The sequence below is a fragment of the Mesorhizobium sp. M1A.F.Ca.IN.020.04.1.1 genome (assembly GCF_003997315.1).
Lineage (GTDB): Bacteria > Pseudomonadota > Alphaproteobacteria > Rhizobiales > Rhizobiaceae > Mesorhizobium.
Window position 1 is genome coordinate 1 of record NZ_RZSN01000149.1, and the last position, 14,705, is coordinate 14,705.

The 14,705-nt window shown below is 58.1% G+C and carries 11 protein-coding genes and 1 pseudogene; 11 read left to right on the top strand and 1 reads right to left on the bottom strand.

Annotated elements, in window-relative coordinates:
• From EOA49_RS24270 to EOA49_RS24315, 10 genes and pseudogenes are all read left to right on the top strand, one after another.
• Window positions 1–111 (top strand): annotated as a pseudogene (locus EOA49_RS24270) (IS5/IS1182 family transposase); the annotation flags it as partial.
• Window positions 112–938: 827 nt separating this feature from the next.
• On the top strand, window positions 939–1,529 hold the full coding sequence (locus EOA49_RS24275) for a NodA family N-acyltransferase (RefSeq protein ID WP_063169401.1): 591 nt from the start codon (window positions 939–941) through the stop codon (window positions 1,527–1,529).
• On the top strand, window positions 1,526–2,185 hold the full coding sequence (gene nodB / locus EOA49_RS24280) for a chitooligosaccharide deacetylase NodB (protein ID WP_091600617.1): 660 nt from the start codon (window positions 1,526–1,528) through the stop codon (window positions 2,183–2,185). The genes EOA49_RS24275 and nodB overlap by 4 nt, the downstream gene beginning before the upstream one ends.
• 15 nt (window positions 2,186–2,200) lie before the next feature.
• Window positions 2,201–3,526 carry a chitooligosaccharide synthase NodC gene (gene nodC / locus EOA49_RS24285; protein WP_091600618.1) on the top strand — a complete coding sequence of 442 codons (1,326 nt, stop codon included), beginning with the start codon at window positions 2,201–2,203 and terminating at the stop codon, window positions 3,524–3,526.
• Between the two features lie 260 nt (window positions 3,527–3,786).
• Window positions 3,787–4,701 (top strand): nodulation factor ABC transporter ATP-binding protein NodI, encoded by a 915-nt coding sequence (gene nodI / locus EOA49_RS24290; RefSeq protein WP_091600619.1) that lies wholly within the window; start codon window positions 3,787–3,789, stop codon window positions 4,699–4,701.
• 3 nt (window positions 4,702–4,704) lie between these two features.
• Complete coding sequence (locus EOA49_RS24295) at window positions 4,705–5,493, top strand: ABC transporter permease (protein WP_091600620.1); 789 nt, start codon at window positions 4,705–4,707, stop codon at window positions 5,491–5,493.
• A gap of 287 nt (window positions 5,494–5,780) precedes the next feature.
• Window positions 5,781–6,542, top strand: coding sequence for a sulfotransferase (locus EOA49_RS24300; RefSeq protein WP_024505871.1), 762 nt, complete (start codon window positions 5,781–5,783; stop codon window positions 6,540–6,542).
• 388 nt (window positions 6,543–6,930) lie between these two features.
• Window positions 6,931–8,214 (top strand): dicarboxylate/amino acid:cation symporter, encoded by a 1,284-nt coding sequence (locus EOA49_RS24305; RefSeq protein WP_268929390.1) that lies wholly within the window; start codon window positions 6,931–6,933, stop codon window positions 8,212–8,214.
• Between the two features lie 278 nt (window positions 8,215–8,492).
• On the top strand, window positions 8,493–9,554 hold the full coding sequence (locus EOA49_RS24310) for a LacI family DNA-binding transcriptional regulator (protein WP_091600622.1): 1,062 nt from the start codon (window positions 8,493–8,495) through the stop codon (window positions 9,552–9,554).
• Between the two features lie 163 nt (window positions 9,555–9,717).
• Window positions 9,718–10,521, top strand: a complete 804-nt coding sequence (locus tag EOA49_RS24315; protein WP_029356612.1) for a TIM barrel protein — start codon at window positions 9,718–9,720, stop codon at window positions 10,519–10,521.
• Between the two features lie 48 nt (window positions 10,522–10,569).
• Here EOA49_RS24315 and EOA49_RS24320 read toward each other — a convergent pair whose 3' ends face one another.
• On the bottom strand, window positions 10,570–11,487 hold the full coding sequence (locus EOA49_RS24320) for a LysR family transcriptional regulator (protein ID WP_091600624.1): 918 nt from the start codon (window positions 11,485–11,487) through the stop codon (window positions 10,570–10,572).
• A 695-nt stretch (window positions 11,488–12,182) separates the two neighbouring features.
• Here EOA49_RS24320 and EOA49_RS24325 point away from each other — a divergent pair.
• Complete coding sequence (locus EOA49_RS24325) at window positions 12,183–13,277, top strand: transposase (RefSeq protein WP_245460779.1); 1,095 nt, start codon at window positions 12,183–12,185, stop codon at window positions 13,275–13,277.
• Window positions 13,278–14,705 lie beyond the last annotated feature (1,428 nt).

A 14,705-nucleotide genomic window follows, 5' to 3' on the forward strand; every position in this document is an offset into this window, starting at 1 on the left:
TGCTTCAACAAGCTCAAGCATTTCAGACGCTTCGCCACACGCTTCGATCGTCGCGCCGGCCACTTCCTCGCCTTCATCCATCTCGCCGCAGCTATGTTATGGATGCGCTGAATGTCGATTCAGCCTAGCTGCTTGCCGGACCACTATGTGAAGCGAGCGCTATTGGCTGCCTCTGCGATGCGGGAATTGGCAGCGGACGTCTCACGATCAAACAGGCATCTGCTTGTAGAATTCTTTTAATCGTGAAGCGGCGCGAGTGCGCTATCCGTTGAGGTGAGCAAGGCCGGCGCCCTGGGTGAGCTCTGGTGTCGGGTGGTGGAAAGTACAGGGGGAGCTGTGTGGCCACCTCTTTCTCGGCCTCGACGATGTGCGAAGGAGCCTGTGCGGCGAACGGGCCGACGCCCCAGGCTCAGAACCTGGGCGAACCTAACTCCCGCCAAAGGACAGCCCAGAGCTGGATACACGAAAAAGATACTGAACCCGCGAATCAGATTCTGATCAATCGTCGTGTCTGAGCTCCGCTCGGGCTCTTACGGAGATAATCGAGCGGCCCGGCAACGGCCGCGCGTGCCGCGGGCGTGAGCTTTGCGCTTCGTCAGAAGTGCCTCGAGCGTGACGACGATAATTGACCAGCCATATGGAACGCATTCGCCCAGTTATCCAAAGCGTGGATACCTTTCATCTAAACAAAGGATTTTACCGTTTTTGCTGCAGGTCCCATAGAAGCGCTTCAAGTTGGAAAGATAGGTAGTTCCGATGGTTGCGTTGGATCCGAGGAGCATCATCTGGTGTGCGGGGCGTACAAAGTCAGTCGCATCTGCATTGCGGCTTGGTCTTTCGGTGGTCTCCACAAGTTACGCCCCGTTGGGGCGACGCCAATTATTTAACCAATGCTTGGACATTTATCTCAACCGGACAGCTACAAGGTGAGGTCTTCCATGCGCCCGAATGTCGAGTGGAAGTTGTGCTGGGAAAATGAGTTGCAACTGGCCGACCATGTCGAACTCTCCGACTTTTTTCGAAAGACCTATGGACGGACTGGCGCCTTCAACGCGGAGCCATTCGAAGGCGGCCGCAGTTGGGCCGGCGCGAGGCCGGAATTCCGCGCAATCGGCTACGACGCGCATGGGGTAGCGGCTCACATCGGCATGCTGCGGCGCTTCATCAAAGTTGGCGAGGTCGACTTGATCGTCGCTGAATTGGGCCTGTACGCGGTTCGTCCGGATCTTGAAGGGCTCGGAATCGGTTTTTCGATGCGCGTGGCGTACCCAGTGCTCCATCAGTTGGGTGTTCCATTCGCTTTCGGCACGGTTCGGCACGCGCTGCGAAACCATGTCGAAAGATTCTGCAGAGCCGGCCTCGCGAACATTGTGTCGGGCGTTCGCGTACGGTCGACCCGTCCAGACGTGCATCCCGACCTGCCGCCCACGCGCCTGGAAGACGTACTCGTGTTGGTTTCGCCGATCGGACGCTCGATGGACGAGTGGCCGTCCGGTACCCTGATCGACCGGAACGGTCCGGAACTATGAAGCCTCTGGACTACATATGCGAAGGGCAGAGTGACAATGCCGATGGCATTGCAGAGCGCAGCGTCTATCTGACGTTTGACGACGGTCCCAATTCATTTTTCACACCGCAGATACTCAATGTGCTGGCGCAACATCAGGTGCCGGCGACCTTCTTCGTTGTTGGGGCCTACGCGGCCGACGAGCCGGAACTCGTTCGCCGAATTATTACAGACGGGCACGGTATAGCCAACCACACGATGACTCATCCGGACCTGGCTAAATGCGGGCCCGTCGAAGTCGACCGCCAGATAGTTGAGGCAAACAGAGTCATAGGGATGGCTTGCCCGCAGGCCATGGTTCGGTACTTTCGTGCACCGTATGGCATCTGGACCGAAGAAGTAATCGCTGCATCAGCGGGTGCGGCATTGGCGCCCGTCCATTGGTCCATTGATCCACGCGACTGGTCTCGCCCCGGCGTTGACGCCATCGTCGACAGAGTGCTCGCCGATATCCGGCCGGGCGCAATCGTGCTGTTGCACGACGGGTGCGCTCCCGACGAATTGCAACCAGGCAATCAAGCCAGTCTGCGCGACCAGACGGTGACAGCGTTGTCACGCCTAATTCCAGAATTGCACGGCCGCGGATTTGTAATCCGATCACTTCCTCAACATCCCTGAACAAACAGAGATCCTATGGACCTTCTCACCACAGCCAGTACTGTTGCCGTTTCGTCTTATGCGGTGCTCTCGACTGTTTACAGAGGCATGCAAGCGGTCTACTCCCAACCGGAAAATGTTACGCCGCCGTCGGAAAGCTTGTTCGGATCCGACCGTTGGCCGAGCGTGGATGTCATCATCCCCTGCTACAATGAGGACCCGCGCACACTCGCGGCGTGTTTAGCTTCCATCGCAATTCAAGATTACGCCGGAACATTTCAGGTCTATCTGGTTGACGACGGTTCTGGAAATCGTAATGCCGTCATCCCGGTACATCACGCCTACGAGGGCGACCCGAGATTCAATTTCATTCTGCTCCGCGAGAATGTTGGCAAACGCAAGGCGCAGATCGCCGCCATCCGCCGCTCATCTGGAGATTTCGTGCTCAGCGTCGACTCTGACACGACACTTGCGTCCGACGTGATCACGAAGCTTGCAGTAAAAATGCGGGATCCCATGGTCGGAGCGGCCATGGGCCAGCTGACGGCATACAACCGCAGCGACACTTGGTTGACCCGATTGATCGATATGGAATACTGGCTGGCTTGCAATGAGGAGCGCGCGGCGCAAGGTCGCTTTGGTGCGGTCATGTGCTGCTGCGGCCCATGTGCAATGTACCGCCGGTCTTGTCTCCTTTCTCTGCTGGATCAATACGAGACGCAGCTGTTCAGGGGGAAACCAAGCGACTTCGGTGAAGACCGTCATCTTACGATCCTCATGCTGAAAGCAGGCTTTCGAACCGAGTACGTTCCAGGTGCCGTCGCGGCGACAGTCGTTCCGGACAAGATGGGACCTTATTTGCGCCAACAACTCCGCTGGGCACGGAGCACTTTCCGGGACACGATGCTTGCGCGAGGTCTACTGCGTGGCCTGGATCGCTATCTAACTTTGGATGTGATGGGAGAGAATCTCGGCCCATTGTTGCTCGGCATCGCGGTAGTAACGGCGCTCGGTGAGCTACTATTTTCACATACAGTAAATTGGTGGACGGTGCTGGCTATTGTCACCATGACCATAATCAGATCTACGGTGTTATCTTTCCGCACTCGGCAGCTTCGATTCATCGGCTATTCAATGCACGCGTTAATCAGGATATTCCTGTTGATCCCCTTGAAGGCTTACGCCCTGTGTACATTGAGCAATAGCGATTGGCTGTCGCGTAAAAGTGTTCCCCTGCCCAACAGAAGCACAAAGGAAATCACAAGCGCGACGCCGCTTGCCGGAGCAAATGCTGCGGGCAATTCTGGAATTGCGGAGTCACTTCATACTGCAGATCTTTCGCTCACAGCTGGTGAAGTCTGACGGCCTTGCAGCGCCGGGTGACCGAGTAAGTTGTGTCAGTCGACACGTGGTGAAGCTTGTCGAGTTACCTATGGTCAGAACGGGAACTATCTGGAAGCGACACGTGGCATCTTGACGTTAATTCTTTGGCGGAAGCGATACACGCGTCGCTCCGGCCGCGACTTTCCAAAGGTGCCATCTCAAGGCGGTGGCCTGCTCTGAACCAGATTCGTAGTAAGCTGCCGGTGGCCAATCGGACTCATTCCGCTTGAGATAGACGCATGTCCAATGTAGCAATCGACCTTACCGGCGTAACCAAATTATTCGGAAACAAGCTCGTTGTGGACGGGCTGTCCTTCACCGTTGCATCGGGAGAGTGCTTCGGTCTGCTGGGGCCGAACGGCGCAGGCAAGAGCACGATTGCGCGTATGCTCCTCGGTATGACCCGGCCTGACGCGGGTGATATAACAGTCCTCGGTCTACCAGTGCCGGCACGCAGCCGCTTGGCCCGCAAGGGCATAGGCGTGGTCCCGCAGTTCGACAATCTCGACCTGGAATTTACGGTACGTGAGAACCTGTTGGTGTTCGGGCGCTACTTCGGCATGAGAACAAGAGAGATCAACGCCGTCATCCCACGGCTCCTCGAGTTCGCTCGCCTTGAGAGCAAGGCGGATTCACGTGTCGGCCTGCTATCCGGCGGGATGAAGCGGCGCCTGACGCTGGCACGTGCTCTGATCAACGACCCCCAGTTGCTTGTGATGGATGAGCCCACGACCGGCCTCGACCCGCATGCCCGCCATCTGATCTGGGAGCGACTTCGTTTCCTGCTGGCGAGCGGAAAAACGATCATTTTGACCACCCATTTCATGGAAGAGGCTGAGCGGCTTTGTGATCGGCTGTGTGTTCTCGAGCGGGGACGCAAGATCGCCGAGGGCAGTCCTCATGCGCTGATCGACGAGTACATTGGGTGCAACGTGATCGAGATCTTCGGCGGCAATCCACAGGAGCTGATTTCGCTGATCAGGCCGTACGTTCAGCGTATCGAGGTAAGCGGCGAGACGCTCTTTTGCTATGCGCCTGATCCGGAGGATGTGCGCATCCAGCTTCGCGGTCGAGCGGGTCTGCGTATTCTGGAGCGTCCACCCAGTCTGGAGGACGTTTTCTTGCGGCTAACCGGACGTGAGATGGAGAAGTGAGCAATGGGTGAACGTCTTGCGGCCGCTCTACCCGCCAACGCCTGGAACTGGATCGCGGTGTGGCGCCGCAATCATTTGGCATGGAAGAAGGTGGCATTTGCTTCAATGCTCGGCACCCTTGCTGATCCGATGATTTACCTTTTCGGGCTCGGCACTGGCCTTGGACTGTTGGTAGGCCGCATCGAAGGTGCATCCTACATCGCTTTTCTGGCAGCCGGCATGGTTGCGACAAGCGCGATGACAGCATCGACCTTCGAAACAATTTACGCGGTTTTCGGTCGAATGCGCGATCAGGGCACTTGGGAAGCAATCTTGCACACACAACTTACCCTCGGCGACATCGTTCTCGGTGAATTGACCTGGGCAGCCACAAAGGCCTTTCTGGCCGGTACGACAATTGCGATTGTTGCCGCCGCGCTAGGTTATGCCGCGTGGACGTCGGTTCTCTACGTGCTGCCGGTCATCGCTCTCACCGGGTTCGCCTTTGCGAGCCTGGCCATGCTCGTCATCGCGCTCGCGCCCAGTTATCACTATTTTATTTTCTATCAGACGCTTGTCATCACACCTATGCTGTTCCTTTCGGGCGCGGTTTTTCCAGTCGGCCAATTGCCAGGAGTGTTTCAGCAGATTGCGGCCTTCTCGCCGCTGGCGAATTCTATCGATCTAATCCGTCCGGTGATGCTCGGCCGCCTGGGCGACAATGTAGGGCTGCATATAGGCGCACTTTGCATGTTCGCTGTATTGCCTTTTTTTGTGTCGGCTGGACTGTTTCATCGACGACTAATGCGTTGACGCTTACCTACGCCCATCAACGAGAAGGAGGTCCGCAATGCCGGATTGCAAACTGCCCACAGCGGCCCGGAGGCATGCGTGTGCCAGGAATCGCGAGTGGTACAACAACGCCGAAGCCGGGCGCCACCCAGCCGCTGCAGGCACGCGCCCATCTTCGCGACCACACCTCGGAGTACAGGCTGGGTGGTGAGGCGCGGACCCACCCGGAGCGTTCAAGCGATAGCAGCCAAGCTTCTTGTGCGCGTCCCCAGACCGTCGCGGCCATTATTTAGTTGGATACACATGCAATGACCCACAACGAACCAACTCCTGAGCCTTTTGTGATCCTTGCTATGCCAAGGACCGGAACACACTATTTAGAAGAATTGCTAAACGAGCATCCGACCGTTTTGAGTAACGGTGAGTTGCTAAACGAATATGATCCCAATTGGCCCAGCACGGATCGCCTGCTAGGCACGGATCGCGAGCTTCTTGAGCTTGCCTATGTGCGCTGCCCTATGCGCGACTACAAGAATGTGACGCATCTTGGCTGCAAGATCAATGAACCTCAGTTTCGCGAGCGTCCAGCATTCTTTGCGGAATTAGCTCGTTGGCCAGCACTCAAGGTCATCCTCGTTGTTCGCCGAAACGTATTGGAATCGCTCCGTTCCTTTGTGCAGGCCAGGGAAAGCGGTCAGTGGCTGAAGTTCAGCTCGGACAACGATACCGCTCGGCCACCGAGCGTCAGGTTGTCAATCGCTGACTGTGAGGCTTATTTCAAAGCCGCCGACGATTTTCACGCTCGCGTTATGGACTCCTTCACGTCGACCAACCTGCTTGTAATGGAATACGAGAGCCTTCTTCATGAACCTGCCCAATGCTTGGGAGCGGTTTGGGATTTCCTGGGCGTTCCAGCGCTTGAGCCATCAGATAACGCCATCCTGCAGCGCCAGGAAACGCGACCGCTGGATCAAACGGTGGAGAACTTTGACGAGTTGCGGATTCACTTCGCACGCGGACCTTATTCAAGATTTTTTGACCTCGGAGATTCGATGCGCTCCTACGCTTAATCGCTTGTCCCGCGTGCTCTGATGGGCGTGTAGGATATCCTACAGTTTGCGCGCATTCCGTCGCAAAACTGACCAACCAAAGTCACCAAGACGACAGATATCGGCCGGCATTCGATCTGCGGCGAACATCAAAGGCACGGCCGCAAGGCGACCTGGTCAATTCCCTCTCTGGCGAAGCACTTCTTCACGCGATCTTTGGCGAGCCTTGAGTGCAAATTCCGGCAAAGGTGGAGGGTTCCAGTGCGCAACCCGCACCAATCTCGCTGGACGGGACAGGCCTCCAGTTGGCACGGCGCTTGCTCCGAGATGACAGCAGCGCTCGACCGGAGCGCAGCATGGGAGAAGGAGGAGCCCCCACCCCGATCCGGTCAGGGAGAGAGAAACGGTGTTGGTTCCAAAAGTCCCCCGCGCGATCGCAGCGCCCCGCAAGCGCCATTTTGCCCGGACCTACGTGCAGGTGCTTGCCGCCATAGTCCTGGGTGCCGCAATTGGCTATCTCTATCCGGAAACCGGCCAGAGCCTGAAGCCGCTCGGCGATGCCTTCATCAAAGTCGTCAAGATGATTATCGCACCTGTCATCTTCCTGACAATTGCGACCGGCATTGCCGGCATGAGCGATCTGCAGAAGGTCGGCCGAGTTGCCGCCAAGGCGATGGTTTATTTCCTCACCTTCTCGACGCTTGCACTCGTTGTCGGACTGATTGTCGCGAATATCGTTCAGCCTGGCGCCGGCCTCAACATCGATCCGGCCTCGCTCGATGTCCAAGCCGTTAAGGGCTATGTGGCCACGGCTCACGAGCAGTCCGTGACCAGCTTCCTGATGAACATCATCCCGTCAACGATTGCCAGTGCCTTCGCGGAAGGCGACATCCTGCAAGTCTTGTTCTTCTCGGTCCTGTTCGGCATTGCTTTGGCGATGACCGGAGAGACGAGCAGGCCGGTCGTTACCTTTCTCCAGGCGCTTACCGCCCCCATTTTTAAGCTCGTCGGCATTCTGATGAAGGCTGCACCCATCGGCGCCTTCGGCGCAATGGCCTTTACGATCGGCAAATACGGTATCGGTTCGGTGGCCAACCTCGCGATACTGGTCGCGACGTTCTATCTTACCGCCTTCCTCTTCGTGTTCGGGGTTCTCGGCGCGGTCTGCCGCTACAACGGCTTCTCGATCTTTTCTCTTGTCCGCTACATCAAGGACGAACTGCTGCTTGTCCTGGCAACGTCCTCCTCGGAGGCCGCGCTGCCCTCGCTCATGGAGAAGATGGAGAAGGCCGGCGCCGCGCGTTCGGTCGTAAGTCTCGTCATCCCTACTGGATACTCATTCAATCTGGACGGTACCAATATCTACATGACGATCGCCGCCCTCTTCATCGCGCAGGCGACGAACACAGATTTGTCAATTGCCGATCAGATCCTCCTGCTGCTAATTGCGATGCTTTCCTCGAAGGGTGCGGCAGGCGTCACCGGCGCCGGCTTCATCACATTGGCCGCTACTCTCTCTGTCGTGCCGAGTGTTCCCGTTGCCGGAATGGCTCTAATTCTTGGCGTGGACCGCTTCATGTCGGAATGCCGCGCGCTGACGAATTTAGTCGGTAATGCGGTGGCATCGCTCGTTGTCGCTCGCTGGGAAGGCGAATTGGACCAGTCACGGATGGAAGCCGCTTTCCGCGGTTAGGGTTACATCAAACTGGCTCCCCGCAAGCAAAATCGCAACAGCGCGACGTGTAAGTCGCGGCCTTGCCACAACAGTCGAATTGCCAGCCTCCAAAGAGCGCTGGAAATAGAGTACTAACGCAGTGAGTAATACAACACCATGAAGCCCCTAAGCAAACGAACGGTTCACGGAAACTCATCTGGGTGCGCATGGAGCGCTGTTCGTCGAATGCGCTATCAACCGCCGGGTGTGGGAACTATTTCAGCTTGCCGCCCCAAGCCGTCGCGGGAGCGCACCGGATGATGGAGGACCGGCCGATCAGAATCGCTAGGGGAAAGCGCGTCACAATTGCCGATCTCGCCCGCGAAGCCGGAGTCAGCGTAGCAACAGTCGATCGGGTTCTGAACGTCCGCCTTCCGGTGCGAGAGGAGACCGCCCAGCGGGTCCATGCGGCCGCGCACGCGATCGGCTATCATGCTGCCGGTCTCATCAAACAGCGCTTGCAGCAGCACCTGCCGCACTACAAGCTGGGCTTCATCTTGAGAAAACCTACCCACGATTTCTACCAAGATTTCGCTCGCAAGATCGAAGAGTCGGTCAGTATGGCTAAATCCTTCCACGGCCTTCCGATCATCGAGTTCGCGCAGTCACATTTGCCGCGTGACCTGCTCCCGCTTCTTAAGGACCTTGGGAGCCGCTGCCAGGCGATCGCCATGGTGGCGGCCGATCACCCGAAAATCACAGCATCAGTCGAGGAGCTCAAGGCGAAAGGTATCCCGGTATTTTCGCTGCTATCCGACTTCGCCGATGGCGTGCGCGAGGGCTACATCGGCCTCAACAACAGCAAGGTCGGACGGACTGCCGCTTGGGTGTTTTCCAAGACCGCAAAACGGCCCGGCAAGGTGGCGGTGTTTGTCGGAAGCCATCGCTTCCAGGCGCATGCGACGCGGGAAACGGCCTTTCGTGCGTATTTTCGTGAGAACGCGCCAAAATTCGAGGTGCTTGATGCGCTCGTGAACCTTGATGAACGGCAGCTCACTTACGAAAAATTGCTGGATCTTATGCAGCGGGAACCAGAGCTCGTCGGCTTCTATATGGCCGGCGGGGGGATAGAGGGGGCAATTTCCGCGCTCCGAGAAGAGGGGAGCGGTCAGGATCTCGTCGCGATCGTGAGTGAAATGACGCCGCAGTCACGTGGGGCGCTTGCGGATGACATCTTGACGATGGCGGTCGGCACGCCAATGCGCCGACTTTGCCAGGAGCTGATAATGGCAATGGAGCGGGCCATCAAAGCCGGCGTCGCGGAGAGCCCGGGGCAGACATTTCTGCCGTTCGACATTTATCTTCCGGAAAATATTTGAGCTGATGGATTTCTATCATGAGCGCCCATTTTCCTTTCACCAATGAAAGGAAAGCTCGATTGACTCGGCCGTCTCTGTCCGATCTGTGAACCGGCGTGGTTCCGTCTTGAAAGAAGCCGGATGCCGAAATGGCAGCCGCGCTTCATGGAAGGAAAGTCAAGCAATGCGCCAGGTATCGCCCCGCTTTGCACTCGATCACATGGCGGCGCCCCGCCTTGACGTCAGTGCGCTTTTCGCGCTTGCCCGTGACCAAGGCCTGACCGACGTCCAAATCCGTTACCCTCATTTCAGCAATCCTGTCGCACGCGGCATTCCGGCTGCGGACGTCCGGTTTGCCGCTACCGAAGCGGGCGTCACGATCATCTCTGTCAACGCCTTGCAGCGGTTCAACGACTGGACTCCAACGCGTCAGGCCGAGGCAAGCAACCTCGCCGATTATGCGACGGCGTGCGGGGCGGAGACGCTCGTGTTGGTGCCGGCCAACCGCAGCTCGTGGCCCACCAATAGCGAGCGCCAGGACAATCTTCGTTTCGCTCTAAACGAGATCAAGCCAATCCTCCAGTCGCGGGGTCTGATCGGTCTTATCGAGCCGCTGGGTTTCCGAACCTGCTCGCTTCGATCAAAGAAGGAAGCGGCCGAGGCCGTTGCCGCGGTTGATGGCCAGTCCGTCTTTCGCCTCGTGCACGACACGTTCCACCACACCCTGGCCGGGGAGACATGCCTGTTCTGCGAGCTTACCGGCCTGGTGCACATTTCAAGCGTAAACGACCCGACCTTCTGGATTTACCCCGATCGCTTTCTTGCAGGTTCCGACAATGGCAGCCAGATTCAGGCGCTGCTGGATGGCGGCTACGCGGGACCTTTCTCGTTCGAGCTGGTCGAGGAAGTCCATTCTCTGGACGATCTCGCAGGCGCACTTGCCGCCAGCATCGACTTTATCCGGCGAGGGCTATTGTCGTCAGAGTAGATGGTGACAGGAGTAGTGACTATAGGTGCGCCTGAATTTTCCGTGGGTTCACAGCGGGACAGCCATCCGAGATGCCTCTTGCATCATTATCTCCCGCATCCAGATGCTTGCCGGATCGCTATTGTGGAGGGCCGGCCATTGGAGGGTCTCGGTGAATGTGGGAAATGGCAGCGGAAGTTCGATAACCCGCAGGGGGAACGTGTTTTCGAAATGCCTGACCAGCCGCAAGGGCATGGTCGCTATACGAGCTGTGCCGGACACCATAGGTGGAATCATGCTGAAGCCCTGCACCGCGACCTCGACACGTCTCTTAAGGCCATGCTCAAGCAAAAACCATTCCTCGATAGACGGCTTCATCGTACGCCCGAACCTGACCGCGACGTGCCTCATCGACATGTATCTCTCGAATGTAAGCTGCTGTGGCAGCTGCTTGTTTGTGGGACAGCCTACGCACACGAGCTTCTCGTCAAACAGCGGAACGCTTGAATGCACACTCGACGTGAACATATCCGGTAGAATTAGAAAATCGACGTCACCGCGCCGGAGAAGCTCATCGGGGCTATCGTCGACAGGCAGCAGTTCGAAGCTGACGGCGGGGGCTTCCCGTGCAATACGCTCCACAAGCTTTTCGAAAAACACGAGCGTGACGAAATCGGAAAGAATGATCCTGAAGAGGCGATCGGCTCGAGCTGGGTCAAACGGATCCGAAGAAATAATCGAGCACTGGATGTGCTGGAGAGCGTCGCGAACTGCGGGGGCAAATGCTGCCGCACGCGGGGTTAGAAATCGTTCGCGACCTCTTATCGTAAACAGTTCATCGCGGAAATAATCGCGCAGTCGGGCGACGGCCGCACTCATGGCGGGCTGACTCAGGTTGATCCTGCGTGCCGCCGCCGAGAGATTACGCTCCGTCAGGAGTGCGTCGAGCACAACGAGGAGATTTAGATCAAGTCCTTTGAAACGCATGTCATCAGCCATCCATGGGATGGATGCCTTTAACCGAAACAAACGACTTTAACAATTTAGCATTCTTGCAATCTTTTGTCGCAAAAAGTTTATGATGGATGACGTTAAGGTCCGACATATGAGCCGCGTGATCTGCCGAAGCGAGCAATCGTACGTACTGTGCAGGTCAGAGATTGGCGGTTTGAAATGCCGGGCCGATGGCGCCGGGCTATCAACCAGCGTCTTCGGCGGCCCCGACCTAGCTAGGCGTGGAACAATAGGGTGCACCCTTCCAGTCCGAGGCGACTGATGGGCGGTTTGATCCTAAGCTGCCGTGAGGCCTATGTTGTATCGGCGAAGCCAATGCAGCAGTTCGGCAGCGTTTTTGAGAGCTGTTGTAGGCTCGGCCTAAGCCCATTGGCGCAAGCCTGTCTGAACGAAGCGCTTGGCCTTGCTGTTATCCGGTGGTGATCTGTAGTGCCTTTTCGTCCTGCCGTTCTTGTTTTGGAACGCCCTTATGGTGAGCCCATCCGGGACGTGGGGCACCGGGAGCACGAAGGTGCAGGCAGGCCGTCAATAGACCGTGGGCTGAGAGCCCGAGCTCGTTACATGGCCGCCCCTCGCGACTTTCCCGGAGGCGCTGCGAGCGCGGATCAGTAGATGTCGTGTTACCCGCCAGCTCCCGTCTTTGACCGAGCCAAGAAGGAGGAACGGGCATGCGCATCATCGGACTGGATATTCACCGCGCCTTCGCCGAAGCAGTGGCATGGGAGGATGGCAGGCTCAGGCGACTCGGCCGCGTCGACATGCGGCGCGATCTGCTGGCGGCGTTCGCCGCGAAGCTGTCGCCGAACGATGTCGGGGTGATCGAGGCCACCGGCAACGCGACGTCCGCTACAGCTGTGGTTGCGCCGCATGTGAAGAAGGTGGGGATCGGCAACCCGAAACAGGTGCGTGTCATTGCCTATGCCAAGATCAAAACGACGATCGACGCCGACGTTCTTGCGCAGCTCTATGCCAGCGGCTTCTTGCCAGAAGTCTGGATTGCGGACGAGCCGACGCAGGCTCTGCGTCGACAGGTGACACGGCGCAATCAGATTGTCCGACAGAGATCTCGATTGAAGACCGTCATCCAGTCGATCCTTCATAGCCACCTGATCCCGTCCTGCCCGCATGCCGACCTGTGCGGCGCCAAGGGTCGGACCTGGTTAATCGCGCAGGTCGTACCGCAGGACGAGCGCCTCGCGATCGATCGGCATCTGCGCGAGTTCGACCGATTGGGCGAAGACCTCCAGGTCATCGAACGCGATCTTGCCCGCTCGGCTCTCGAGGATGAAGGCGTGAAGCGGCTGATGACCATTCCCGGCGTCGACATCACCGTCGCGCTGGCGATGAAGGCGGCGATCGGCGACGTGTCGCGCTTCGACGATCCGCAGAAGCTCGACCTATCTCGGGTTGAACCCAAGCGTCCGACAGTCCGGCCAGGTCCGGCCTACCATGGGCGGATCACCAAGCAGGGCCGTGGTCATGCGCGCGGCATGCTCGTCGAGGCGGTCTGGGCGGCCGCTCGTGCTCCCGGACCGTTGCGAGCCTTCTCCCTGCGGCGTGCGAGCCCGGCGCGGACAGCATGTCGCGGCCGTGGCAACCGCACGCAAACTCTCTGTCGTGATCTGGCATCTGTTGATGAAGGGCGAGAGTTACGCGTGGGCTCGACCCTCCCTGCATGCCAAGAAGCTTGCGCGATGTGGAACTCAAGGCCGGGAGCAAGGCTGTGCGCGGCCAAAAGCGAGCCGCGCACGCCTACAACATAAAGAGCCACCGGGAAGAAGAGCGCCGCTGGGTGGAGCAGGCCGAGGGCGCCTATGCACGCCTCGCCGCCGGTTGGAACCCACGAGGTCCGAAGAGGGTAGGCACGGATGCCGCAAACGAGGCGCGACGATAGAAGCTGCGCGGCAGGGCTCTCATCTCGGACCCTGCTCTTCGCCACGCGGTCGTCCGTGCGCGACAGGAGAATAGCGCAGATTTATCAAAAAGGCTCTTGTCGATCACATCAGTGGTCTTGGGCGCTGTACGGCCGGGTGAAGACTTTGCAGGTGGCCCGGAAAGCGTTTGACCTGTAGCGAAGCAATTGTCGTCATCACGCGCTCGACCCGGGCGCCCAGCTTGGCATAAGGGCTACGTGGCCTCAGGAAGCGTCGTCAATGCAGACCATGGACGAATTCCCAGCCGATGCCGAGATGCCGGTCGACCGTGCCTGTCGCCGTCCGGTGATGCGATGCCCCCGAGCGCACGAGTTCGCCCCGGATGCTCCCGGTCACGACGCACGGGTTCGGGTTCCAAGGCGCTCAGTTTGTTCGCGCCCAATCGGTGTAGGACGCGGCAGAAATACGAGCGTGACGAAATCGGAAAGAATGATCCTGAAGCGGCGATTCGGTAGAGCCGGGTCAAACTATCCGACGAAATAAACGAGCACTGGATGGGCAGGAGAGCGTCGCGAACTGGAGGGCAAGAGCTCCCGGACGCAGCGTTAAGTTTGAATACCTCCGCGGACATGGTCGCGAGCTCATCGCGCAAATAATCGAGCAGCCGAGCGCCGGCCGCACTCATGACCGGCTGGGCTCGGTTAAATCTTGCATGCCACGCCCATGAGGTTACTTGTCGGAAGTGCGTCGAGCACAACGACGAGATGTAGTTCACGATCTTTGAAACGCGTGGTCAACTATCCAAAGTGTGGATGCCTTTCATCGAAACAAACGATTTCATCAATGTTGTGGAATCCTGCATGGGCAGAAGCACCTGACGCACACCGATGCCCCACTGCCTCATGGCGTGGCGAGCGTCTTAAGAACTGCCCGAAAGGAGAACTTTCATGCGCTCTACCGGGCAGTGGAGTGCTGGGAAAGGGAGTTGCAACTGACCGGCCATGTCAACTGTCCGACTTCTTCCGAGCCTATGGACAGACTGGGAGACGCGCACGGTGTAGCGGCTCACATCGTCATACTGCACCTACGCCACACACCGGCCGGACCTGATCCGGCTTTATGAGCATTGGGCTTTGTCAGTTGCCCAAGCGTGATGGCTTTCGCGACGCGGCGCGCCTCAGGAACTGAGTCGCGGGTCCGGGTCGAAACGCGGGAAAGAAAGACAGGAAACAGAATGGCCGATCAATTCGCAACGGACGTCATTGCCCTGATCAAGAAACGCGCCGAGTCGGAGAGCGGTGAGGGAATGCCTGCGTC